Annotated in this window: 26 protein-coding genes and 1 riboswitch; of the genes, 20 read left to right on the top strand and 6 right to left on the bottom strand. The window is 35.1% G+C overall.

The window, feature by feature from the left end; all coding sequences use genetic code 11:
* Positions 1 to 880: 880 nt before the first annotated feature.
* From DYH56_RS02295 to DYH56_RS02250, 10 genes are all read left to right on the top strand, one after another.
* On the top strand, positions 881 to 1,792 hold the full coding sequence (locus tag DYH56_RS02295; protein WP_114641229.1) for an ankyrin repeat domain-containing protein: 912 nt from the start codon (positions 881 to 883) through the stop codon (positions 1,790 to 1,792).
* Positions 1,779 to 2,831, top strand: coding sequence for a flavodoxin-dependent (E)-4-hydroxy-3-methylbut-2-enyl-diphosphate synthase (gene ispG / locus DYH56_RS02290; protein WP_114641228.1), 1,053 nt, complete (start codon positions 1,779 to 1,781; stop codon positions 2,829 to 2,831). The genes DYH56_RS02295 and ispG overlap by 14 nt, the downstream gene beginning before the upstream one ends.
* A 433-nt stretch (positions 2,832 to 3,264) precedes the next feature.
* Entirely contained in the window at positions 3,265 to 3,642 is a 378-nt protein-coding gene (locus tag DYH56_RS02285) for a membrane lipoprotein lipid attachment site-containing protein (RefSeq protein ID WP_114641227.1), read from the top strand.
* Positions 3,639 to 4,883 (top strand): hypothetical protein, encoded by a 1,245-nt coding sequence (locus DYH56_RS02280; RefSeq protein ID WP_114641226.1) that lies wholly within the window; start codon positions 3,639 to 3,641, stop codon positions 4,881 to 4,883. Before DYH56_RS02285 ends, DYH56_RS02280 begins: the two co-directional genes overlap by 4 nt.
* 47 nt (positions 4,884 to 4,930) lie before the next feature.
* A complete protein-coding gene (locus DYH56_RS02275) occupies positions 4,931 to 5,380 on the top strand; it encodes an RNA polymerase sigma factor (RefSeq protein WP_114641225.1) in 450 nt (149 codons plus the stop codon).
* The gene (locus tag DYH56_RS02270) at positions 5,380 to 5,745 is read left to right on the top strand and encodes a hypothetical protein (RefSeq protein ID WP_114641224.1); all 366 of its coding nucleotides are present in this window, start codon (positions 5,380 to 5,382) and stop codon (positions 5,743 to 5,745) included. The genes DYH56_RS02275 and DYH56_RS02270 overlap by 1 nt, the downstream gene beginning before the upstream one ends.
* Positions 5,746 to 5,758: 13 nt before the next feature.
* The gene (locus DYH56_RS02265) at positions 5,759 to 6,190 is read left to right on the top strand and encodes a hypothetical protein (RefSeq protein WP_114641223.1); all 432 of its coding nucleotides are present in this window, start codon (positions 5,759 to 5,761) and stop codon (positions 6,188 to 6,190) included.
* 89 nt (positions 6,191 to 6,279) lie between these two features.
* Positions 6,280 to 7,518 carry a serine hydroxymethyltransferase gene (gene glyA, locus DYH56_RS02260; RefSeq protein ID WP_114641222.1) on the top strand — a complete coding sequence of 413 codons (1,239 nt, stop codon included), beginning with the start codon at positions 6,280 to 6,282 and terminating at the stop codon, positions 7,516 to 7,518.
* 16 nt (positions 7,519 to 7,534) lie between these two features.
* Entirely contained in the window at positions 7,535 to 8,257 is a 723-nt protein-coding gene (sfsA, locus tag DYH56_RS02255) for a DNA/RNA nuclease SfsA (protein WP_114641221.1), read from the top strand.
* A gap of 58 nt (positions 8,258 to 8,315) precedes the next feature.
* Positions 8,316 to 8,615: a cysteine-rich small domain-containing protein gene (locus DYH56_RS02250; protein WP_114641220.1), complete on the top strand. Its 300-nt coding sequence runs from the start codon at positions 8,316 to 8,318 to the stop codon at positions 8,613 to 8,615.
* 83 nt (positions 8,616 to 8,698) lie between these two features.
* Here the strand turns inward: DYH56_RS02250 and DYH56_RS02245 are convergent, their stop codons facing one another.
* From DYH56_RS02245 to DYH56_RS02220, 6 genes are all read right to left on the bottom strand, one after another.
* The gene (locus DYH56_RS02245) at positions 8,699 to 9,436 is read right to left on the bottom strand and encodes an amino acid ABC transporter ATP-binding protein (protein ID WP_114641219.1); all 738 of its coding nucleotides are present in this window, start codon (positions 9,434 to 9,436) and stop codon (positions 8,699 to 8,701) included.
* Positions 9,427 to 10,062, bottom strand: coding sequence for an amino acid ABC transporter permease (locus DYH56_RS02240; protein WP_114641218.1), 636 nt, complete (start codon positions 10,060 to 10,062; stop codon positions 9,427 to 9,429). Before DYH56_RS02240 ends, DYH56_RS02245 begins: the two co-directional genes overlap by 10 nt.
* Before the next feature lie 3 nt (positions 10,063 to 10,065).
* Positions 10,066 to 10,860 (bottom strand): amino acid ABC transporter substrate-binding protein, encoded by a 795-nt coding sequence (locus tag DYH56_RS02235; RefSeq protein WP_114641217.1) that lies wholly within the window; start codon positions 10,858 to 10,860, stop codon positions 10,066 to 10,068.
* A 329-nt stretch (positions 10,861 to 11,189) separates the two neighbouring features.
* The gene (locus DYH56_RS02230; protein WP_114641216.1) at positions 11,190 to 11,960 is read right to left on the bottom strand and encodes an energy transducer TonB; all 771 of its coding nucleotides are present in this window, start codon (positions 11,958 to 11,960) and stop codon (positions 11,190 to 11,192) included.
* A complete protein-coding gene (locus tag DYH56_RS02225; RefSeq protein WP_114641215.1) occupies positions 11,950 to 13,458 on the bottom strand; it encodes a cobyric acid synthase in 1,509 nt (502 codons plus the stop codon). The genes DYH56_RS02230 and DYH56_RS02225 overlap by 11 nt, the downstream gene beginning before the upstream one ends.
* A gap of 14 nt (positions 13,459 to 13,472) precedes the next feature.
* Positions 13,473 to 14,618 carry an ABC transporter substrate-binding protein gene (locus DYH56_RS02220; protein ID WP_114641214.1) on the bottom strand — a complete coding sequence of 382 codons (1,146 nt, stop codon included), beginning with the start codon at positions 14,616 to 14,618 and terminating at the stop codon, positions 13,473 to 13,475.
* Positions 14,619 to 14,719: 101 nt separating this feature from the next.
* Positions 14,720 to 14,892, bottom strand: a riboswitch (cobalamin riboswitch).
* A gap of 17 nt (positions 14,893 to 14,909) precedes the next feature.
* Between DYH56_RS02220 and DYH56_RS02215 the strand changes: the two genes are divergently transcribed.
* From DYH56_RS02215 to DYH56_RS16315, 10 genes are all read left to right on the top strand, one after another.
* On the top strand, positions 14,910 to 15,089 hold the full coding sequence (locus DYH56_RS02215; protein ID WP_114641213.1) for a hypothetical protein: 180 nt from the start codon (positions 14,910 to 14,912) through the stop codon (positions 15,087 to 15,089).
* A gap of 102 nt (positions 15,090 to 15,191) precedes the next feature.
* Positions 15,192 to 16,202 carry a putative sulfate exporter family transporter gene (locus tag DYH56_RS02210; protein WP_158539019.1) on the top strand — a complete coding sequence of 337 codons (1,011 nt, stop codon included), beginning with the start codon at positions 15,192 to 15,194 and terminating at the stop codon, positions 16,200 to 16,202.
* A 90-nt stretch (positions 16,203 to 16,292) separates the two neighbouring features.
* Positions 16,293 to 17,225: an RluA family pseudouridine synthase gene (locus tag DYH56_RS02205; protein WP_114641211.1), complete on the top strand. Its 933-nt coding sequence runs from the start codon at positions 16,293 to 16,295 to the stop codon at positions 17,223 to 17,225.
* Between the two features lie 260 nt (positions 17,226 to 17,485).
* Complete coding sequence (gene rnhB / locus DYH56_RS02200; protein WP_114641241.1) at positions 17,486 to 18,091, top strand: ribonuclease HII; 606 nt, start codon at positions 17,486 to 17,488, stop codon at positions 18,089 to 18,091.
* Between the two features lie 276 nt (positions 18,092 to 18,367).
* On the top strand, positions 18,368 to 18,490 hold the full coding sequence (locus tag DYH56_RS16320; RefSeq protein WP_255414665.1) for a hypothetical protein: 123 nt from the start codon (positions 18,368 to 18,370) through the stop codon (positions 18,488 to 18,490).
* Positions 18,480 to 18,839: a YraN family protein gene (locus tag DYH56_RS02195; RefSeq protein WP_158539018.1), complete on the top strand. Its 360-nt coding sequence runs from the start codon at positions 18,480 to 18,482 to the stop codon at positions 18,837 to 18,839. Before DYH56_RS16320 ends, DYH56_RS02195 begins: the two co-directional genes overlap by 11 nt.
* Entirely contained in the window at positions 18,836 to 19,030 is a 195-nt protein-coding gene (locus tag DYH56_RS02190) for a zinc ribbon domain-containing protein (protein ID WP_114641209.1), read from the top strand. Before DYH56_RS02195 ends, DYH56_RS02190 begins: the two co-directional genes overlap by 4 nt.
* Complete coding sequence (locus DYH56_RS02185) at positions 19,002 to 19,658, top strand: ComF family protein (protein ID WP_114641208.1); 657 nt, start codon at positions 19,002 to 19,004, stop codon at positions 19,656 to 19,658. Before DYH56_RS02190 ends, DYH56_RS02185 begins: the two co-directional genes overlap by 29 nt.
* 6 nt (positions 19,659 to 19,664) lie before the next feature.
* Entirely contained in the window at positions 19,665 to 20,276 is a 612-nt protein-coding gene (locus tag DYH56_RS02180; protein ID WP_114641207.1) for a DUF8042 domain-containing protein, read from the top strand.
* Between the two features lie 50 nt (positions 20,277 to 20,326).
* Positions 20,327 to 22,588, top strand: a complete 2,262-nt coding sequence (locus DYH56_RS16315) for an alpha amylase N-terminal ig-like domain-containing protein (RefSeq protein ID WP_114641206.1) — start codon at positions 20,327 to 20,329, stop codon at positions 22,586 to 22,588.
* Positions 22,589 to 22,593: the final 5 nt, after the last annotated feature.

The raw sequence follows: 22,593 nt of genomic DNA, 5'->3' as shown, positions 1-22,593 counted from the left end.
TAAAAAAAGCTTTTAGGTTGTCGTTGGTAAGAATATCTTTAAGTGTAATAGTAGTCATAATAGTTATTATACCAAAAAACCCCCAAGATGGGGGCTGGGGGTTGAAGAAGCGTTAGCTTTTTTTTATACAATTTACAATTTACAATTTCTAATGTACAATTAGAATAGATTTTAAAGTAATTAGGATGATTATATAATTCGGAACAAAATAGGTTCCAAAGTTTCCGCCTTTGATACGGGTTCATTTGCTTTTTTTCTGAAAAAGAAACGAACCAAAGAAAAGCAGACTTTTTCTAAATGATGTTATAGGGGTGAGACCATGGATCCCCCTTTCTTAGTGGGATTCCTGACGGGCATAATGGGTACGACGAAACTCGCAAGATGTTTACTGTGAAGTAGAGAAACATCTAGAAAAAGGGATTAAAGTCAGAACCAAAGAGAGGTTATAACCAAGAAAAAAGTGTTTTAATCTGTGAAAATCAGAGTATTTTCTGTGTTCGCAATATTCTTAGTTTATAGAATAAACTTTAGAGATATTGGTGATGCCCATATCGGGTAGTCTCGATAGAGATCCGCGTTCTATGGATTATACTAAAAACTTCTGTGTAATAGCATTAATTCTTTAATTAGTGTAGATTGGTGGCAGGGAAAGGTTCTAAAAATCTGAGTAAATCTGTGTAATCTGCGACAAAGACAAAGCTCCTGTGCTGTAGCAATTTTTTTTAATACTCTTATATACCCTTTGTGTAATTCGTGACAAAAAAAGGTTTCAAGAGAAAAAAAGTTCTACCCGCAAGGGTATCATCAAGGCTTCTAAAGATTATTGTATAATCTAAGAATCTTGAGACAGGGGTTTCAAATTATTTATATTGGAGGTTTTATGAAAAAAATATTGATAACCATAATACTGGGAACACTCCTGCTATCCTGCAGTGGTATGGAAAAAGAAAAAACTATAAAGGTGGATAAGATAGAAATACCGTATTCCATGGTAGAGCAGAGTATAGACTTAGATGATGCCATGAGTTTAAAACTATTTTTAGAAAATGGATTTAATCCCAACTATATAGGGGAAGATGGGGAAACCCTCCTAATGAAGATAGTTAAAAACAACAGTCTTAAAAGTTTGAAGGTGATCATCTCCCATGGTGTGGATTTAGAGGCAGAAACTCCTCCTCAAAAAAAAATGAATACGACATCCTATGATCCTAATAAAAGAGCTGTCGATTTTGTAAAGACCAAAAAGGCTTTGGATATCCTGGTAGAAGCAGGGGCAGATATAAATTATATAAATAACCTGGGAGTGCCTTTAATTATAAATTTTATTAAAGAAAAACCTACTAGTTATGTTGAAAAATTGATCTTAGAGGGTGCCGATCCGGATACAGCAGATAAAAGCCGGTGGACTCCATTGATGTGGGCAGCTTCCAAGAGGAATAAAGAGGTAGTAAAGCTGCTCATAGCAAATGGTGCCGATATCAACATAACAGATGACAGGAGAAATTCGGCTGTATACTATGCATATGATGAGGATACTATCAGGATGTTTTTGACTAAAAATTTAAATTTATACTATAAAAATAAAGATGGAGAAAATGTACTGGGAGAGGTATACCTTCGAAGTATATCCAATTCATATTATGGTGCAGTGGAAGATATAATAAAAATAGGCGGGGATAAAAATTATTCATCCTATGGGGATACACCTATGGGGATAGCCCGGGAGAATAAAGATAAAAAGATGGTAGAATTACTGTCAAAATTGGGAGTGAAAGAAGATGAAAAATACTAAAAGAATAAAGGTAGGAGATATCTATATAGGCGGAAGTGAAGATGTAATTATCCAGTCTATGACAAATACAAATACAGCAGATGTAAAAAAAACAGTAGCCCAGATAAAAAAGCTGGAAAGTTTAGGATGTCAGCTGGTAAGGGTGACTGTAAATAATATAGCAGCGGCAGAGGCCATAAAGGAGATAAAAAAACAAATCAGTATTCCCCTGGTGGCAGATATTCATTTTGACTATAAATTAGCGTTGCTGGCGATAGAAAACGGGATAGATAAGCTCCGTATAAACCCGGGAAATATAGGATCTGACGAAAGGGTAAAAGAAGTAGTGGATAAAGCCAAAGAGTATAATATACCTATCAGGATAGGGGTAAACGGCGGATCTCTGGAAAAAGAGATCTTAAAAAAATACGGGAAAGTAACACCTGAGGCTCTGGTAGAAAGTGGGATGTACCATATAAATCTGCTTGAAAAATACGAATTTGAAAATATAATAATATCTCTCAAAGCAAGTAATGTAAAGATAATGAGGAAAGCCTATCAAATAATAGCGGAGAAGATAGATTATCCATTACATCTGGGAGTGACTGAGGCAGGAACTTATTTTCAGGGAAGTATAAAATCAGCCATAGGGATAGGAAGTCTTTTAATAGATGGAATAGGAGATACTATCCGGGTATCCTTGACAGAAGATCCCACAGAGGAGATAGGTGTAGCCAGGGAGATCTTGAAAGTGTTGGGTATAGGAGAGGCAGGAACGGAGATCATCTCCTGCCCGACCTGCGGGAGAACCGAGATTGATCTGATAGGACTGACTAAAAAAGTGGAGAAAAAGTTTTCTGACTATGGAAAACAGATCAAGATAGCAGTTATGGGATGTGTGGTAAACGGTCCCGGTGAAGCTCGTGAAGCCGACTATGGTGTGGCTGGCGGAAATGGTGTAGGAGTACTTTTTAAAAAAGGAAAAGTAATAAAGACAGTCAAAGAGGATGAAATTTTAGAAGAGCTGAAAAAGCTCATAGAGGAAGATATGGAAAACTAAGACTCTTCCTTTCTATGGAGATTCCACGATTATTAAAATTAAGTGTAATTTAAACTTAATTTTAAATATGAACCGATTGACGAGTACGAAATTTTCTTATAGTTGTAAGAAAATTACGATGTCAAAGAGAAACCGAGGCTATACTTCGAAGCTCTTACGATAGTTTACCATTTGCGAAAGGGCAAACGACAACAAGGAATGGGTTCTAAAGTTCGAACTCTTCCTTCTTATGTTTTCTCGATTGACGAGTACGAAATTTTCTTATAGTTATAAGAAAATTACGATGTCAAAGAGAAACCGAAGCGAGAATAGTTTGCGCTGGGTAAGTCACAATCGTCATTGTAGAAACACTATTGCCAAAGCTCAACGACTATAAACTTCGGTTAAAACCAAGAAAAAATCTTTGTGATCTTGGTGTAAACAGGAGGTCCATATGAAAAAAATTATATTTATAATAGTGACGTTATTGACCATAGCAGGATGCAGTTCTGCAGAAAAAAAAGAGGGAAAAATATTAAAAAACCAAGATTTTGATGGTGCTGTAAAGATAAGATTTGAAGGAAGAGCTGAGAGGGTGTTTATAAGTGGAGATGTGGTTAATTTAGGCCATGAATACTATCTGGTTCCAGGGGAGTATGTAGTGAGCTGGAATCCCAGAAGTTATATAAGTATTGGTGTAAGTGTAGGAGGGTCTGGTAATAATAACGATATGGAGCAGAGGTCCAATGCCAGGATTGTTATAGAAAAAGATTCTGTTGTGAAACTAAAGGGGGACAGTGCTGATCTAACAGAGGCAGGAGGGAAGTTATGAAAAAGACAGTTTTATTTTTATTGTGTTCTATAAATTTATTTGCCTACAGGGTTGAAAATACCAGGGACAGGGAGATCACAATATATCCTAACAAGGTAGTTGTCAATGAATCTCTGGAGTTAAAAGATGATGGAGATAAAGACAGGATAACCTACGGGGGAGTCTCTAAAAATATAGATATCAGTTCTATTAATTTGACAGGGGGAGATCTCAAAGGAGTGGAATTAGAAAAAAATGCAGACTCCAACACCATATTGAAATCTTATCTGGGGAAGATTATTCGGGCTGAAAAAAATGGGAAGACCTATGACCTGGTACTCCTTGATTTTGGGAAAAATCTGGTTGGGAAAGATATAAAAACAGGGGAGGTCTATATCTTAAATGACCCTGATATTAAATTAGGTGATACAGAGATAAAAACTGAGAATAAACTGATTATGAATGTGGGGAATCCGTATAAAAAATTGACTATATCCTATATAACGGGAGGAATAAATCTAAATATATCTCATAAACTGGATATAGATAAGATGAAGTTAGAAACATGGGGAAAGGTCTATAACAATACAGGGATGGATCTGGAAGATGCAGGTGTAAAAATCATAGCTGAACTTCCGACTCCAAGGGTCTATGGGATGAAATCTGTAATGACAGAAATGGCGGATAATATCTTCATAGGGGAATCTAACGACAGGATAGAATACAACTTAAAAGACAGACTTAACTTGAAAAAAAACAGTGAAAAAAACATAAAATTAGAGACAAAGAAAGTAAACTTGGTTCAGAAATATGTATACTGGACCAGGGAATACTCTAAAAATCCAACCAGGATAATAGAGGTGAAAAATATAGGTGATACAACTATTCCCATGGGAAGAATATATGTGTGGGATGGTAAAATTTTTGTAGGAGATTCAAATCTGGGATTTATTCCCAGGGGAGAGAAGTATGATTTGAGATTAAACAAAAATTTTAAAGTTATAGTGGAGAAAAAAATAAAAAACAGTTATTCTTTAGGGAATAATCTGGTAAAAAAAGAGATTGAGATTGAAATAAAAAATAATGGTAAGGAAAAAATAAGTTTGGAAATAAACTATGATCAGCTGCCGGAAATTTGGACTAAACTAAGATCTCAAGAAAAATATGAAAAAATTTCCAACAGAATAATTAAATTTAAATTAGAAATGAATAAAAATAGTAAGAAAAAAATTATTTTCTCTTATATTGAGGAGAAAAAATAAACTTTTTATGAGTTTGTTGCGTCAAAGTAGTATAGGAGAATGAAATTATGAATTTTGATGAAATATTTGAGACGTATTTTAGTAGGATCTACAATAAAATACTGGGAATGGTAAAAAACAAGGAAGATGCTGAGGATATAGCCCAAGATGTATTCTTAACTGTCTATAAAAATTTGAAAAAATTTAGGAATGACAGCGGGGTATATACATGGGTATATCGGATAGCTATTAATAAAACCTATGATTTTTTTAGGAGAAGAAAGGAAACATTTGAGCTCAATGAAGAGGTGCTGAGTATAGAAGACAATGAAGATGTAACTACAAAAATAGTGTTAGAGGAAAAGTTACAACTAATATCTGAGAGGGAAAGGGAAATAATACTTATGAAGGATATATACGGCTATAAACTTAGGGAGATAGGCAAGATAAAAGATATGAAACTCTCAACAGTAAAATCGATCTACTATAAAGGCTTGAAGGAGATGGGGGGATTATAATGGATGATTTTAGAGAAAAATTAAATGGAGATATAAAGGCAAGGGTAAAGGTAAATATATATAAAACTTTATTAGAGGAAGAAAAGCATAAAAATAAAAGAAACAGTGCTATCGGACTTTCACTATTTATTGTGGGAATAGTATCTACTTCGGCGCTTTATCAAGTGAGAGATATTAGTCAGCCGCAAAATGTCAGGGCAAGTCAGGGTATTGTAAAAACAGTAACGAGCAGAAATGATCTGCCTAAATATTTAGAGGTGAAAAACGCAGTAGAAATGGACCTTTTAGATGATGGTTTATTAAAGGGCAGGAAGCTGTCAAATGTTAAAGAGGAAGATTTTTTTGTAAGTGATTTTAAGATGTAGGGAGGAAAATTAAATGAGAAGGTATATAATACTGGGGTTGATGCTACTAGGATCGATGTTCTCCTATGCAAATATGTCTATAAGCAATATGGAAAAGGAACTGTCAACAATTGGAATAAGTGATGAAAATATAGAAAATGCAAAGACTATTTTGAGTACGGCACTAAAAAAACATAAGATAATGCTCATCGAATTGGACCAGAAAGAGTTGGAAATAAATAAATTATTGATAGATGATCCGGAAAAAAACTGGTTTAAAATAAATAAACTTTTTGATGAGATTGGCCAGATAAATGCAAATATGAAAAAAAATCAGCTGAAAACTCAAATAGACGTGAGAAAGTATATATCCAAGGAAGATTATTTAAAAGCGAAGGATCTGTATATGGCAAATCGTGGAGCAGGGAAAACAACTACTATAGACGTTCAAATAAACAAAAATTAAGTTGTGGGAAACCACGACTTTTTTTGTATTAAAAAAAAAATGTTGTATAATTTTATTATAAAAATAAATTTGAGAAGAGGAGGAGAAGGATGAAATATTTAAAAGAAATAGATGAAGAAGTATATGATGCTATAAAAAAAGAGGAAAAGAGGGAGGAAGACGGAATAGAATTAATTGCATCAGAAAATTTAGTGTCCAAAGCTGTCATGGAAGCCAATGGAAGTGTGATGACCAATAAATATGCTGAAGGGTATTCGGGAAAAAGGTATTACGGTGGCTGCCAATGTGTGGATATAGTGGAAAAATTGGCTATATCCAGAGCAGCTAAACTATTTGGAGTAAAATATGTAAATGTACAGCCGCACTCCGGTTCCCAGGCTAACATGGCTGTATACAAGGCTCTTATCAATATAGGTGATACTATCTTAGGGATGAGATTGGATCACGGAGGACATTTAACCCATGGAAAAAATGTTAATTTTTCAGGTCAGGATTACAATGCAGTATTTTATCGTGTAGATAAAAAAACAGAGATGATAGATTATGATGATCTGAGACAGGTTGCCCACGCAGCTAAACCTAAATTAATCATAGCAGGGGCAAGTGCATACTCAAGAACAATAGATTTTAAAAAATTTAGAGAGGTAGCAGATGAGGTAGGAGCGTATTTAATGGTAGATATGGCTCATATAGCAGGGCTGGTAGCTGCAGACTGTCATATAAGCCCTATACCATATGCTCATGTGACTACTACAACCACCCATAAAACTCTCAGAGGACCACGTGGCGGGATGATCATGACAGATGATGAAGAGATTGCTAAAAAAATAGATAAATCTGTTTTCCCTGGGATTCAAGGGGGACCATTGATGCATACTATAGCAGGAAAGGCCGTTTCTTTGAAGGAGGCGTTAAGTGAAGAGTTTGTAAGCTACCAAAAGCAGGTGATAAAAAATGCTGAAGTTTTAGCTCGAAGTTTGGAAGAAAAGGGATACAGGATAGTCAGCGGAGGAACAGACAATCACCTGATGTTGGTGGACCTGTCTCCTAAAAATATTACTGGAAAGGCGGCAGAGGAAGTGCTGGAAATGGCCGGGATAACTGTAAATAAAAATGCGATTCCCTACGATGTGGAGAAACCATTTATAACCAGCGGAATAAGGATAGGAACACCAGCCATAACCACTCGTGGGATGAAGGAGGCGGAGATGAGAAAGATCGCCGGTTATATAGATTATGCTCTGGAGTCTATAGGAGATGAAAGAAGATTGATCGCTGTAAAGGAAGAGGTAAAGATCCTGTGCGAGAAGTTTCCTATATACAAATAGTAAATAGTAATGAGAGGTGGAGAAGATTAAAAAGTTATATGAAATACAAATAGATGAAGAGGGAGTATTTTTAGAAAGACCCAATAGATTTATTGCCCATGTACGATTAGATAGTGGTTCTGAAGAAATTGTTCATGTCCATGATTCAGGGAGGATAAAGGAACTCCTCTACGAAGGGAACAGGGTAAAACTCAGACGTGCAACTAATCCCAATAGAAAAACAAAATGGGATATGATTAGCGGGAGGGCCTCTGATGGGGAAGATATCCTTATAAACTCAAGTTTTCACCGATATATATCGGAAAACCTGTTGAATGACTTTGAAATATCTCCCTTGGGAAAGATAGATAAATTGAAGGCTGAAGTAAAATATGGCAAATCCAGACTGGATTATCTTTTAGAAAAAGATGGCAGAAAAATATGGGTAGAAGTAAAGGGTGTTTCACTTGCCGAAGACAGAGTGGCTATGTTTCCAGATGCTCCCAGTGAGAGAGCTGTTAAACACCTGAAGGAGCTCATTGAACTAAAGGAAGGTGGAGACAGGGCAGCGGTAATTTTGCTGGTTTTTAGGAATTCAGATAGTTTTAGACCCAGGTATGAGACAGACCCAAAATTTAATGAATATTTTTATAAAGCAATCTCCATGGGAGTAGAAATATACCCTATACAACTATCTCTAGATAATGGTATTATAAATTATAAGGGAACAATAGAGATAATGGGTAAAATTAAAAACTAACTTTTTCTCTTTCCGTTATAAATTATAAATTTGTGCGAAGCACATTGGGGGGATAAAGGTGGCAAATTTTAAATTTGTGCAAAATAAGAAATGTGAGTATTTTCCATGTCATACAGTAGCTGATGAGAGTAAATTTAACTGTTTATTCTGTTACTGTCCATTATATATGTTAGGAGAGGAATGTGGCGGTAATTTCAAATACACTCATGGGATAAAAGATTGCAGTAATTGTATAATCACACACATGAAGGATACAGGATATGATTTTGTCCAACAAAAAATGCTGACTGTAATCGATATAGTACAAAATGAATATTTGGATAAGCATAGGGATGAGGAAAAAGTAAATATTAAGTAATCTGTAATAGCAGGAATTAAGAAAATAGCCTTATAGGGACTAAAATCTCTATAAGGCTATTTTCTTAGCTTTTTTATAACCCTTTAAAAATTATTTAAAAATTTACTGATCCTTTCATTCTCAGCAGAATTAAATATTTTGTCAGGAGTATCGCAGCTGAGGATAGTTCCGCAGTCCATAAAAACTACCCTGTCTGAAACTTGTTTTACAAATTTCATCTCATGGCTGACTATGACCATGGTTATTCCAGTATCTCTAAGGGATTCTATTACTGTAAGAACCTCCTTTACCATCTCCGGATCAAGGGCAGATGTAGGTTCATCAAAAAGAAGTATTTTGGGATTTCTGGCAAGAACCCTGGCGATAGCTACTCTTTGCTGCTGTCCCCCGGAAAGAGCCTGAGGATAATTATTCATCCTGTCCTCCAGACCTACCATGGTTAAAATCTCCATGGCTTTTTTTAAAGCGGCTTCTTTTTTGACCTTATCTACAACTATGAGAGGTTCCATGACATTTTCGAGAGCTGTTTTGTGCGGGAAAAGATTAAAGGATTGAAATACCATCCCCATCTTTTTTAAAATCTCGGTCTTCTCCTTTTTCCCGGGGTTTCTTTTATCACACACAAGGGGTGATCTAAAAACTTCAAGGGTTCCCGAGTCTATTTTTTCTAAATCTATAAAGCATCTTAAAAGAGTAGATTTTCCGCTGCCTGAGGGACCTATAATAGAAATAATTTCTCCCTTGTTGATATCCAAAGAGACATCTTTTAGGATATTTAAATTTCCAAATGATTTGTTAAGATTTTTTATTTTTATTGACATGAAATCGCCATCCTTTTTTCCAAATTTTTAAAGACCAGCAGGATTAAAGTAGAAAGAATAAGGTAGAAAATACCACAGATAAAGAAGGGAGTTATGGAAAAATCCCTTGTTACCAGTTCCCTTGAATTTCTTAAGATTTCAGCTGTACCTATGACCGAAACCAGAGATGTGTCTTTGATAAGTGCTATGGCTTCATTGGAAAGGGGAGGCAGTGCAGTCCTAAGAGCCTGAGGCAGGATTATTCTCATCATAGTCTGTCGGTATCCCATTCCCAATACCTTTGCAGCTTCATACTGACCTCTGTCTATTCCCTGTATACTCCCACGAAATATTTCACAGAGATAGGCAGAATAATTGATGATGAAGGTGATACTGGCAGCAGTTAGGGGGGGAAGAGTTATCCCCATTACCGGCAGGCCGTAGTACATGAAGAAGAGCTGTAAAAGGAGCGGTGTGCCCCTGAATATCCAAGTATAGAAAGTTACAAACTTCTTTACCGGTGAAACTTTAGAAAGTTCCCCCAGTGCAAGGAGGAGTCCCAAGGGAATTGAAAATAATACTGTAATGAGATAAAGTCTCATGGTAATATCCAGTCCTTTTGCTATGTAGTAGATGCTGTCAGTCATAATTTAACCTCTCCCTCCGAACCATTTTTCATAGATCTTATTGTATGTTCCGTCTTTTTGCATCTCGTCTAAAATTCTGTTTATCTCGGTGATGAGGGCATTGTCTTCCCTTCTCATCCCGATACCTGTATATTCAACAGCCAGCGGATCATTGACAACTGTAAAGATGTCTCTGTTTTCCTTTTTTTCTTTTTTAGCAATATAATATTTACCCACCATGGAATCAATTATTACAGCCTGGGTTCTTCCTGCTTCTAAGTCTAAAAGTGCTTCTACATTGGAACTGTATTTTTTTACGTCTTTCACGTCTGGATATACCGGATTTTTTTCTAAAGCAAAGTAGGAAGAACTTCCCATCTGTAAACCAATGGTCTTTCCTGAAAGATCCGAGATCCCTTTGATATTACTGCCGCTTTTAGTAACAATGATTTGTTCCCCGTCAAAATAAGATTTTGAAAATGCGATCTGTTTCTTTCTGCCCTGGGTGATAGTCATTCCATTCCAAACCATGTCTATTTTTTTACTTCTGAGTTCGAAGATGATACCATCCCAATCACAGGGTTTAAACCTGGCTTCAACTCCCATTCTATTGGCGGCTTCCTTGGCTAAATCTATATCGAATCCTACTATATCGCCATTTTCTCCCCTGAATCCCATAGGGGCAAAGGTATCATCTAACCCCACAGTAAAATATCCGTCTTTTTTTATTTTTTTTAAAGTATTTCCCTTTTCACTTGAAAAAGCAAAAGATTGTACACCAGCTAATATTAAAATTAATGTTATAAAAATTTTTTTCATAAATAAATCCTCCTTAAGTTTGTTTTGCTGTTATCATTTTATCTCCGGAAAATAAAAAAGCCATCTAGAATATCTAGATGGCTAAACAACAGTGTGAGTTTAACGTTTAAATCATCATAGATACAAAACCAAGTTTTTTTGAAAAACAACATGGATCTGTAACTATGATTAAATCATAATACAAATCCTTATCTATGATGATGATGATGAACTGTAATAAAAATTGAAAATGATCTGTTAAACATTTGGCTCTCCTCCTGTATGATTTTTTAGTATGATACACCTAAAAAAAATAAATGTCAATAAAAATTTTATTTAATAAATTATTCTTAACTCTTGGAAACAAAATGAAATACCTTATAAAAATAGATTGGCATAGGTTTATCCTGGTAGACAACAGGCTCAAAAACCCATTGTTTTAGGGCTTTTTTTACCTCATCTTCAAAACCGTATTTGGAACTTGTATAAAATTTGATATCTTCTACTCTGCCTTTTTTATCTACTAAAAATTTAACTTTCACAAGAGTTTCCTTTTCATATCCCATCTTGAGAGCAAGATCTGGATAGCTGGGAGGAATTTCTTTGTGAATAACAATATTGATTCCGGAAACTTTTTGATTCTTAAGAGCATATTGCCCGTTTTGAATCTTTATTAAATTTTTATCATTTTCCTGATTTCCTAAAACAGCGTCATCTGCAGCTGTTTTTTGAACTGCCTCGATTTCGCTATTTTTATCTGATTCAGTGTAACCGGGATCCATGGGTTTTATTATTTTTTCAGGTTTAGTTTTTTTTGATTGAACTATTTTTGGTTCTGCCTTTATGATCTTTTTTTGAACTACTTGTTTTTTAGGGATGTTCTCTTTCTTAGGATTTATTTTCTTTTTTATCTGTTTCGTGTTTTTATCTGCACTCTTTTCTTTTTCAGTAGTCATCTTAGCCAGGGTTTTATTGCTGTTTCCTGGGGCAGACATGGTTAAATTAACATTGATATTGGGAGAATTTTCTCCGTTTTTCAGGCTGTTAACAAAAATTTGTGAAAATACAATAAAAACTATAATATGAAGCAGGACTGAAATTATAAAAAATTTAGATTTCATTGGAACTTTCTCCTAATATTTCATATATTTTATCTATATCCAATGAATTACGTAAAGTTTCTTCCCACCTATCGTATTCATCCACCTTAAATTTTTCAAAATCAAAATAATCATCTATAGGTTCTAACCCCTTAGAAATCCTGATGTTATTTATAAAAGTCCGGGTAAATATTGAATTATCAAAAACTCCATGGATATAGGTGGCAAAAATATTATCTTTTAAAACACCTAAATTTGGTTTATTTTCAAAAATAGAATTTTCCTTTGACTGGGTAACCCCTTGATGGATCTCATACCCGGAAACCTTACAATTGTCACATCCCTTCAAAAGTCCTGTGTTGTGAGTGATTTTTTCAGTGGTTTGGAATGTCTGTTTTTCTTTCTCCATGGTAGTGGTAATATCTAAAAGTCCTAATCCCTCTATGACTTTATCTTTGGATTCAATCATGTATGGGTCTAAAATTTCCTGGCCTAAAATCTGGTAACCTCCGCAAATTCCAACTATGATCCTGCCTTTCTTACTCTGTTCAATGATAGTTTTGTCGATACCTAATTGTTTTAATTTAATGAGATCCTGTATCGTATTTTTACTCCCGGGGATGATGATGATATCGGCTTCACAAATCTCGGATTTTGAGAGGGTAAAGTTAAGGCTGACGTCTTTGTAATATGAAAGGGCATCAAAATCTGTATAATTTGACATCTTATCCAGTCTGATTACTGCAATATTTAAGTCATTTTTCCCTTGTTTTTCACCGAATTTCTTGGTAAGGATATCCTCTTCCTCAATATTTAAAGGGACCCAGGGGATAACTCCTAAAACAGGTATATCTATCCCGGCTTTTAGGAGTCTGTCAGTGAGGTCTTCTATTCCCGGCATGAGAAGATCTATATCACCTCTGAATTTATTGATGATCAAGCCCTTTATCCTTCTCCTGTCTTTTTCATCCAGCATCAGGATAGTACCATAGAGGGAAGCAAAAACTCCTCCCCTCTCGATATCTCCCACAAGGATAACGGGAGAGTCGATTAACTCTGCCATCCCCATGTTGACTAAGTCTACATCTCTAAGGTTCATTTCGGCAGGAGAACCGCCACCCTCTAAAACCCCTATATCGTAATTAGTCTCAATGATCTTATAGTTTTTTAAAGCAATAGACTTAAAAAAATCGGTATTTTTAAAATATTCCTTGGCATCCATATTTTTATGGGGGATCCCTTCGATGATTATCTGTGAATCATTATCGGAATTTGGTTTCATTAAGATGGGATTCATATATGCCCGGGGAGGAGTATTGCATGCCTCTGCCTGTACGACTTGAGCCCGGCCCATCTCTAATCCATCTCTGTCAATATATGAGTTAAGAGCCATATTCTGGGATTTATAGGGTGCTACTTTATTACCATCTTTATAAAAAATCCTGGCTAAACCAGCTACGATGACACTTTTTCCTGTAGAAGATCCGGTTCCTTGAATCATAATTTTTTTATGTCTCATAATTTTTCTCCTTTTTAATATTTGTTTTTTAATTTTTCAGCTGATTCAGGGTGAAATATTTTTACCATCTCATAGATCCCCTGTGTAAGAGCACGGGGGCCGGGGAGATTAAAGATACTGTCATCCGCAATAATATAATACTTTTTATTTTTAATGGCAGTTAAAAAACGGTAGTTTTCCTCCATTAACATATTATCAATACTTCTCTGGCTTCCAAAAATAATATCCGGATTATTCAGGATCAGCTCCTCCAAGGAATATCTCCATCCGTCTTTTTCTCTGGCTATATTATCTCCCCCGGCTAATTCCATGAGGGAGTTAATAAAAGTATCCCCCCCCGGGGTGATATCGGTTTTACCGCTGCCTAAAACATAATAAACCCTTGGGATTTCTTGATCTTTCAATATATATCTGGTGTAGCTGATCTTATCTTTTAAGGAGGCATTTAATCCACGGGCTTCCGGACGTCTGCCCAGCAGAGTTCCTAAATCTACGATACTCCTATGAATCTCTGGTATATTTGTAGGGCTGCGATATTTAGTTGCTGCAATCTCCAAGGAATTTAGAGTAAGCATCAATTTTTCCCTGAAATGAGTCTCTGCGATGACCATGTCCGGATCTTTATCCAGCATGACCTCCAAATTTGGCTCAAACATAGTTCCCACAATATCAATATTTTCTACTTCCTCTGGATATACAGCAAATGATGTTCTTCCTACCAGGAGATCTTCTCCTCCCAGAGCAAATATTTTTTCTGTAATACCGGGAGAGAGGGAGATAACCCTTTTAGGAAAAGTATCCGGATTTTCAGGTTCAACAGATCTCATGATCCGATTGTTTTCCAGGTGGGCTCCATTTAATTCTAAAATAAGTTCCAATGGAAGATAATATTTTCCCCGGGATACAAATGGTTCAGACAGATATGTGTATTCCCTGTGTGGAGTGATGATCCTGCTGCCTTTGAGGTAATATTTCCCGACATCTGTATTTAAAATAAATGTATCTTTTGAGCTGTTTAAATCTACTCCTATTTTGTGAAATGAATTTATACTCATGAATATAGTACCTTTCCTGCTCAGAGTATCTAATCTGCTGATATTTACATAATTCATAGAATAAGAACTTATAAATAGGAGGAAATAGATGATTATTTTAGACATATGTTTAACCCCTTATGATATTTTATAGAATAAAAAAAGTACCCTTTGAGGTACTAAAAAACTTTTTACATAGTAAAAGTCATCTCCTTGTCCTCGCAAGAAAAATAAAAACACATTAGGCAGGTCTCCTGACTCAAGCTTTACCTTACTCCTACTCCTTCCCAGAAAAATCTAGTGGATCATGTAGTTTCATAACTTTTACAGTGGCGGGACCGTATGGGGGTTTAACCCATTTCCCTTTTAATCAAAATGAACCTATAGTGGATATAATTTTCTATATTCTATCATTTTTTGAAGGAAATCACCACTCAAAAATTTCAACAGGATATTGTCCAATCATTTGTCACAGCATTGGAATTTCATGATAAATATACAAAGGGGCATTCTGAAGCAGTGGCTTCATACAGTATTGAAATAGGTGAAGCCATGGGATTAAAGGGAAAAATCCTCTTGAAATTTTCAGTCTCCTAAGTATAAAATGACAGTTCTCCAGTATCTATTAATTGCCTTTACTATTATCTCCATAATTATGGTATAATATTAGTTGTTAAAAAATAAAGCTAGGAGATGAGGATGGTAAAAAAAGATAGATTAGGTCTTGGTTTAACTGCAGTTCTGCTCGTTGTGACTATATGGATATCCAAAAAATTTGGATGGAATGAAATAAATACAGCATTGATGCTGGGGATAGTTGTAGGAAATTTATTCTTAGGGAGAAAAGCATACAAGTTTTATCCTGGATTTAATTTTGCCAACAAAAAAATATTACCCATAGCAATTACATGTTTAGGAGTGAAGGTAAATTATATAATTCTTCTGGATTTAGGAGTAAAAATTATAGGTTTTGTGTTTTTAATGGTTGTGATGCTGCTGCTGACGGGGAAATATGTGGCTAAATTTATGGGTGAAAAAGAAGAATTTGGATTGCTGTTGGGATCTGGAGGGGTAGCGAGTATAGCCGGAACTTCAGAAGTACTTGGGGAGCCAGAGGAAGAATTTGCCCTGGCTATCATTGCCATGAATATTTTAGGGCTGACAGCCATGATGATCATGCCTGGTATATCGAGATTTTTAGGTTTTGATTCCACCCAGTCTGCTCTATATATAGGCGGGACTCTGAGTTCGTTTATCCATATAATACCTGCAGCTTATAGTATTGGAGCGGAATCTTTGGGGCTGGCACTCCTGATAAAAACAGGAAAATTATTATTTTTCCCCTTGGTTTTAATCTATATAGCCGGAACAAAAAAGAAAAAATCTACAGATGAAAAAAAAATGGAGAAAAAAAAAATAAAACTGCCTTTTTTTGTCAAAGGATTCATGGTTGTGGGAGTTATCTTTACAGCCTTGCAGTATGGGACAGAAAAAATAAATCTGCAGTGGTATATAGATGGAGTTAGATATTTAAAACTTATATTCAGCTATACTTTTAAATATCTGTTGATGTTTGCACTTATTGGAATAGGCGGTAAGATAAATATAAGGACTTTATTGGTTAACGGGAAAAGGCTGATCATATACTCACTGGTGCTTATGGTGGTACAGCTGGCCCTGGGAGCAGGGCTGGTAAAGATGTTTTATTAGAAATTAATAATCTTTACGGTTACTTAGTGAGCTGTGTCAAAATTATAAAGAATACTTAGTGTTATAAAAAATAGAAGGAGAATATAAATTATGAGAGAAATAAGAGAGATATTAAATTTAAAAGCTGAGATTGAGGATAAAGGGACAAGATTGGATGCTTTTTTAAGTGAAAAAATAGAGGGGTATACTAAGTCATACACACAAAAACTTATAGAAGATGAATTAGTAGAGATCATAGGCAAGAAAAAAACACGTCCTGGAAATAAATTAAAGGGGAATGAAGAGATAAAGGTAACTGTATTAGAAGATGAAGTTTTAGATGTTGTTGCTGAAGATATCCCATTGGACATAGTATATGAAGATGAGCATATTGTGATAATAAATAAAAAACCGGATATGGTAATCCATCCGGCAGCAGGACATCATAGCGGAACCTTGGTAAATGCAATAATGCATCATATAAAAGACCTGTCTACTATAAGCGGAGTAATCAGACCGGGTATAGTCCATAGACTGGACAAAAATACAAGCGGGCTTATTATTGTAGCAAAAACCAATGAAGCACATCTTAAATTAACGGAGATGTTTAAAGATAAGACTATAAAGAAAACATATCTTGCCATATGCAAGGGGAACCTGAAGAACAAAGAAGGTAGGATAGAAAACCAAATAGGCAGAGACAGTAAAGACAGAAAGAAGATGACTGTTGTCAGAGACAATGGTAGAACGGCTATAACTAATTATGAAGTAATAAATGAAGTTGAATACTTTAGTCTGGTAAAGGTAGATTTAGAAACTGGCAGAACTCACCAGATAAGGGTACATATGAAATATTTAAATCACTCAATACTGGGAGATGACGTATACGGGAAGGCTTCTAAAAAAGCAGACAGACAGATGCTGCATGCATATAAATTAGAATTCGATCATCCTATTACAGGGGAAAAGATGGAAATTACAGGAGATCTGCCAGAAGATTTCAAAAAGGTAATGGAAAATTTGGGATTGGAGTTTAAGGGATAAATTAACTCCTTCCCTGTTGGCGTTTTCACAAGAATTAGAGAAAACTAAAGCGTAAAGAGAAAGTTTATTCTTCTATTCTTAATTAGGCTTGTGAGTATTAGAAAAATTATAAATATGAAGTTAGAAAAACATAGAGGCAGCTAGAGATAAAATTTTCTAGTTGCCTTCTTATTTGATGGTATACTTGAAAAAATGAAGTAAATTAACTATGGTTCCTCTATTGCTAGAGGAATTTTTGAGGAGGAGTAAGTTTGAACAACATGCTGGAATTTGACAAGGAATACGGAGATAGTATAATAGGGATAGATGAGGCTGGACGTGGGCCCCTTGCAGGGCCTGTAGTAGCATCTGCTGTAAAGATAATCAACTATGTAGAAGAGTTTGATATGATAAATGACTCGAAAAAATTAACCGAGAAAAAAAGAGAATTTTTATTTGACCTAATCTTAGCCAACTGCGAAGTAGGTGTGGGGATAGCCAATGAAAAGGAGATAGACCAGATAAATATCTTAAATGCTACATTTCTTGCTATGAGAAGAGCGGTAGAAGATCTAGAGGCCGGGGGAACAGAATTTGACCTTGCCTTAATTGACGGGAACCATAAGATCCGTGAGTATGATGCTCCCCAGGAGTTTGTAATTAAAGGTGATGGGAAGAGTCTGGCTATCGCAGCTGCAAGTATCATAGCCAAAGTAACCAGGGATAGGATTATGGTGAAATATGATGAACTTTATCCTGAATATGGATTTGCAAAACATAAGGGATATGGGACAAAACAGCACCGGGAAGCACTTTTAAGTCACGGAAAAGTAGGTTGTCATAGGGAGAGTTTTTTGACTAAGATCCTGGCTCCTAAATTATTTTAGATAATAAATAATTCAGAAAAAAGATAAAAAATTGGATATAGAGAAAAAATAATTGAAAGTAGATTTTAAAAAAAACTAGTCACGAATTATACGAATTAACACAAAAAAAGATTTTGAATTTATAGATATGAGATAATCTGTAAAAAATAAAAAAAATCGTACTATATAGAGATCTTTAAAAAGGATTAAAACTTTTTAAAGATTTTTTATTTTCAAAATAAAAAAATATGTAGTAATATGGTAATGTAAATAATTCTGAGTCGGGGGGCGGGAACTATGGTCATGATAATATTACAGAGTATAGCGATAACTGCTTTATTATGTGTAAGTTATATATGCATGTGTGCATTGAATGAAAAAAAAGCTGAGATGGAGAAGGAAGAAAAAGATGGACAATAGAGCTGTCGGAACAAAATATGAGGGGATAGCCATGAGTTACCTGGCTGAAAAAGGGTATTACCAGCTGGGAAGAAATTATTATTCCAGATATGGAGAATTAGACCTCATATGCAGGGATGAAAAAAAGGGCGAAATAGTTTTTGTAGAGGTGAAATATAGAAAAAGTGAAGAATATGGAAATGGACTGGAATCTATTACCAGATCCAAGCAGAGAAAACTGATAAAGACAGCTGCAGTTTATTTGAAGGATAAAAAAATAAAGGATACTCCCTATAGATTCGATATAATATCTATATTAGGGGATGAAATAGAGCATATTGAAAATGCTATTTGGGGTGATTGTTTATGAATTTTAGATGTTTAAAGTGTGAAGGGGAAGATTATATAGTAAAGACTACATTTATGGCAGAAAAAACACCGGGATTGAGGTTGGAATTAGGGACATATTATCTGAAAATATGTTCAAATTGCGGGTACACAGAGATGTATTCAGCCAAGATACTGGATAAAGATGAAGAGCCTGAACCACAGCATCATTAGACAGCTATTCTTTAAGAATAGCTGTATTCTTTGTCCTGAAAAAGCCCATGACAACCTTCATTATATGTGTTATAATTGCCATAAAAGCCTAAGAGATACGGGGAATTTAAAAAGATTCAATGATATCTATTACCTTTGGAATTATGATGAAAAGTTAAAGAAAATAATAGAAGAATATAAGTTTAAAAACAAACTTTATATAGGTGAGCTGCTATTTGGCTTGATAGGGGAAGAACTGGATAAACTGATAAAAAAAGAGAAAATAGATGGGATAATCCCAATACCTGTAAGTCATAAAAGACTCATGGAAAGGGGGTTTAACCAGGTGGAGGAACTCTTGAAATTTGGCGGATATTCCTATATAAAAACCAGCAGGATCAAGGAAACTAACCATATGTATGAACTCCTGAATTCGGAGGCTAGAAGAAAAAACATAAAATCAGCATTTAAAATAGAGAGATTAAAAGGGCTAAAAAAAGTTTTAATAATAGATGATATAATAACGACAGGTTCAACCATGAAGGAATTTATAACTGAGATTAAAAATAATAACGATACTATAAAGATAGTAGTATTTACCTTGGCTTTATCTAAAACTGCTAAAAAAATAAATTTAAAAATGAGGTAAATTAGGATGAAAATTATATTAGATAATAGAGAGATAACCATGAATAATATAGATGATAAGAGCTTTTCCTGGGTATTAGAGGAGGTAACAGATCTTTTAGAGAGGGATGGAAGGATGTTATTTGACGTATATATCGATGGAAAAGGCATGGATTATTATGAATACTTCAATAAGGAACAGATAGGAGTAGTGGAATTTATCAGTAAATCTCCTAAGATAATTATATTGGAATCTTTAGGAGAAATGAGTGGTTTCATCTCAAAATACTTCGATGCCCTTATGGCCATAGCCGGGAGCTTCAACAGCAATAGAACTACAGATGCTGTAGAGATCCTCTTAGAGGTAGAAAATGGACTGGAATGGGTATACAATGTTTTAGCTTCCATGAAGGAAAATACAGCTATTGATTTTAGATATCCTGAATTTGATATGATGTTTTTAGAATATAGAACTATCTTAGAAAGGGTGCAGGAGTGCACAGAAAGCGGTGATTATATCGGTGGTCTAACTCTTTTAGAGGTCGATATGAGCAGCGAGCTGATATTTTTGCAGGAAAACCTGGATGCCTATATGAAAGATATTATAGATGAGGAGATAGACGAATATAAATATAATTAAAAGAGTGGGAAACCACTCTTAATTTATGTGCACAATAAAGGAGTAAAATTATGAAAAAATGGTTGACTATTATGGGAATGACTCTGCTTATGGGGTGCTCAAACAATGAGATATTAAAGATAAAGGAGGATACTCCGATTCCTGTCGTTACAAAAAAAGGAGACAGTTATGTATTTTTAGATGATTTAAAGCATAGATCTACAACTAAGTATATGATCTGTGATGGGGATAAAAAACAGCTGAAAATATTAATCAGAGTACGAAAAAATGATATAGAAAAGATAAATTTAATATTGGATGGGGAGACAAAAAAGATGGAATCTCTGGGATTTCGTGGGGAGTATGAAGTTTTTTCAGCCGACATAAATGAAACAGTCAAAAAAGACGTAAATTATTATTTTGAGATAATAGATGGTAGATTTAAATATTTTTATGGGGAAAAATCATCATATTATCCGGAAGATGTGACTGCATTTACCTATACTATAGAGTATAAACAGAGGGAACTCCCCAGCTGGGCTGGGGGAATGGTATGGTATTCCATCTATGTGGACAGCTTTCGGGATGGAGATGAAAAAAACAGCCCTATCTATTCAGAATTCGGGCCCGGGTATTATTTTAGTCCCAGCGGAAGGTTAAATGACGGAACTTTAAGATCGGAATTGATCTCCCCGGAAAAGTGGCAGACAAATGGAACCCTCCAGGGGTTTGAAGTAACAGATTGGGGAGATGACTGGAATACTCCTCCATATTCAGAAATTGAAGCTAAAAACAGGTATTTTACCTATGCAGTAAAAAATACCAGAAGATATGGGGGGGACCTCCAGGGGGTAATGGATAAACTGGATTATCTGAAAGATTTAGGAGTTGAGGGGATAAAACTGTCCCCTGTGTATTATTCAAGTTCAAGTCATAAATTAGATACCATAGATTACGGGCATATCTCCCCAGATTACGGAATTACAGATAAAAATTCATACAGAGAATTAGAAACTGGCTTAGGAAGTGATATCTGGACTAACTCAGATAAATTTTTTCAAAATTTAGTGGATGAGATCCATAAAAAAAATATGAGAGTGGTCTTGGATATTAACTTTTCATATGTATCTCCAGAATTTTTTGCATACAGGGATCTGTTGAAAAATGGGGACAGTTCAAAATATAAAAACTGGTTTATTCTCAACGGGGAATTAAAAAATAAAGATAAAAAAATACTTTTAAATCTAGAGGATAAGTCGGTGCAGGATTACCTGATTGCAGCAACAGTAAAATGGGTAAAGGGCTATGAAAATAAGGGGATAGACGGGTATTTTGTAAAAAATGACCTGACCGGCAAAGGTTTTTTGACCAGATGGAAAAAGGCACTTTTAGAGATAAACAGTGAATTTATCCTGGTTGGAGAATCTACAGAGGAAAATGAAAATAATTTAGGAAAAGATGGTTTTGATATCATAGGTTCCTATGAACTGGGAGCCTGGATGGAGGGCTTATTTGAAAGCAGAAGCAGTATAGAGACAGTAAAGGGCGGGATGGAAATTTACAGTATTAAAACTCCCAGGTGGAATTTGATAGAATCCTATGATACCGACAGATTTTATTCTGGTCTGATAAATCCAAATCGGGAATTTGACCGATTAAACAGTTATGGCAGAGATGATTATATAAATATCAGACCTGATTTGATCGACAAAAATGCTATAAAAAAATTAAAATTAGCTGCCTTAATCCAGTTAACTATAGATGGAAGCCCGGTTATATACTATGGTAATGAAAAAGCAATGTGGGGCGGTGATTCTCCTGACAACAGAAAACCAATGATCTGGGACGATATAAAGTTTGAAAATGAAACCGATAGTCTGAAAAAATACAGTAAAAATAGAGATAAAATAGCCGGAATATTTAAAACGGACATGATAAAAGATAGAATATCTTATAGTGTAGTGGCAGATAAAACTTTAGAAGACTGGTACAGACAAATTTCTGAATTTAGAAACTTTGACATGGAGCTGTTTAAAAATGGTGATTTAGAGATACTGGACCTGGACAAAGATAAATATCTGGAAGATGGAAGTGTGGAAAAGATATGGGAGACAGATGTGTTTTCTTATAAGAGGGAATATAAGGGCAGAAGTGCAATTATAGTAATAAACAGATCGGGTCTGAAGAAAACAGTGGAAGTGCCGGTACAGGGGGAAAAAGGTTATACAGATTATTACTCTGGAAAAAGATATAATATCCTGGGAGATAAAATCAGGGTAGAACTGGAAGGTTACGGATATCTGATTTTATACAGAAGGGTGGAATTTGATTAATAACT

The organism is Psychrilyobacter piezotolerans (assembly GCF_003391055.1).
In the GTDB taxonomy this organism is placed as follows: domain Bacteria; phylum Fusobacteriota; class Fusobacteriia; order Fusobacteriales; family Fusobacteriaceae; genus Psychrilyobacter; species Psychrilyobacter piezotolerans.
Note: the sequence above shows the minus strand (reverse complement) of the source record. Positions and strands in the feature narration are given on the sequence as shown.

What these genes read in the sequence shown, in the direction of transcription:
- DYH56_RS02210 (WP_158539019.1), top strand. Translation starts at nt 15,192, where the DNA reads ATGGTAAAAAAAGATAGATTAGGTCTTGGTTTAACTGCAGTTCTGCTC.
- DYH56_RS02295 (WP_114641229.1), top strand. Translation starts at nt 881, where the DNA reads ATGAAAAAAATATTGATAACCATAATACTGGGAACACTCCTGCTATCC.
- DYH56_RS02235 (WP_114641217.1), bottom strand. Translation starts at nt 10,860, where the DNA reads ATGAAAAAAATTTTTATAACATTAATTTTAATATTAGCTGGTGTACAA.
- DYH56_RS02285 (WP_114641227.1), top strand. Translation starts at nt 3,265, where the DNA reads ATGAAAAAAATTATATTTATAATAGTGACGTTATTGACCATAGCAGGA.
- DYH56_RS16320 (WP_255414665.1), top strand. Translation starts at nt 18,368, where the DNA reads ATGGTCATGATAATATTACAGAGTATAGCGATAACTGCTTTATTATGT.
- ispG (WP_114641228.1), top strand. Translation starts at nt 1,779, where the DNA reads ATGAAAAATACTAAAAGAATAAAGGTAGGAGATATCTATATAGGCGGA.
- DYH56_RS02205 (WP_114641211.1), top strand. Translation starts at nt 16,293, where the DNA reads ATGAGAGAAATAAGAGAGATATTAAATTTAAAAGCTGAGATTGAGGAT.
- DYH56_RS02275 (WP_114641225.1), top strand. Translation starts at nt 4,931, where the DNA reads ATGAATTTTGATGAAATATTTGAGACGTATTTTAGTAGGATCTACAAT.
- DYH56_RS02265 (WP_114641223.1), top strand. Translation starts at nt 5,759, where the DNA reads ATGAGAAGGTATATAATACTGGGGTTGATGCTACTAGGATCGATGTTC.
- DYH56_RS02195 (WP_158539018.1), top strand. Translation starts at nt 18,480, where the DNA reads ATGGACAATAGAGCTGTCGGAACAAAATATGAGGGGATAGCCATGAGT.
- DYH56_RS02185 (WP_114641208.1), top strand. Translation starts at nt 19,002, where the DNA reads ATGAAGAGCCTGAACCACAGCATCATTAGACAGCTATTCTTTAAGAAT.
- glyA (WP_114641222.1), top strand. Translation starts at nt 6,280, where the DNA reads ATGAAATATTTAAAAGAAATAGATGAAGAAGTATATGATGCTATAAAA.
- DYH56_RS16315 (WP_114641206.1), top strand. Translation starts at nt 20,327, where the DNA reads ATGAAAAAATGGTTGACTATTATGGGAATGACTCTGCTTATGGGGTGC.
- DYH56_RS02230 (WP_114641216.1), bottom strand. Translation starts at nt 11,960, where the DNA reads ATGAAATCTAAATTTTTTATAATTTCAGTCCTGCTTCATATTATAGTT.
- DYH56_RS02225 (WP_114641215.1), bottom strand. Translation starts at nt 13,458, where the DNA reads ATGAGACATAAAAAAATTATGATTCAAGGAACCGGATCTTCTACAGGA.
- DYH56_RS02270 (WP_114641224.1), top strand. Translation starts at nt 5,380, where the DNA reads ATGGATGATTTTAGAGAAAAATTAAATGGAGATATAAAGGCAAGGGTA.
- DYH56_RS02245 (WP_114641219.1), bottom strand. Translation starts at nt 9,436, where the DNA reads ATGTCAATAAAAATAAAAAATCTTAACAAATCATTTGGAAATTTAAAT.
- DYH56_RS02190 (WP_114641209.1), top strand. Translation starts at nt 18,836, where the DNA reads ATGAATTTTAGATGTTTAAAGTGTGAAGGGGAAGATTATATAGTAAAG.
- DYH56_RS02180 (WP_114641207.1), top strand. Translation starts at nt 19,665, where the DNA reads ATGAAAATTATATTAGATAATAGAGAGATAACCATGAATAATATAGAT.
- DYH56_RS02280 (WP_114641226.1), top strand. Translation starts at nt 3,639, where the DNA reads ATGAAAAAGACAGTTTTATTTTTATTGTGTTCTATAAATTTATTTGCC.
- DYH56_RS02220 (WP_114641214.1), bottom strand. Translation starts at nt 14,618, where the DNA reads ATGTCTAAAATAATCATCTATTTCCTCCTATTTATAAGTTCTTATTCT.
- rnhB (WP_114641241.1), top strand. Translation starts at nt 17,486, where the DNA reads ATGCTGGAATTTGACAAGGAATACGGAGATAGTATAATAGGGATAGAT.
- DYH56_RS02240 (WP_114641218.1), bottom strand. Translation starts at nt 10,062, where the DNA reads ATGACTGACAGCATCTACTACATAGCAAAAGGACTGGATATTACCATG.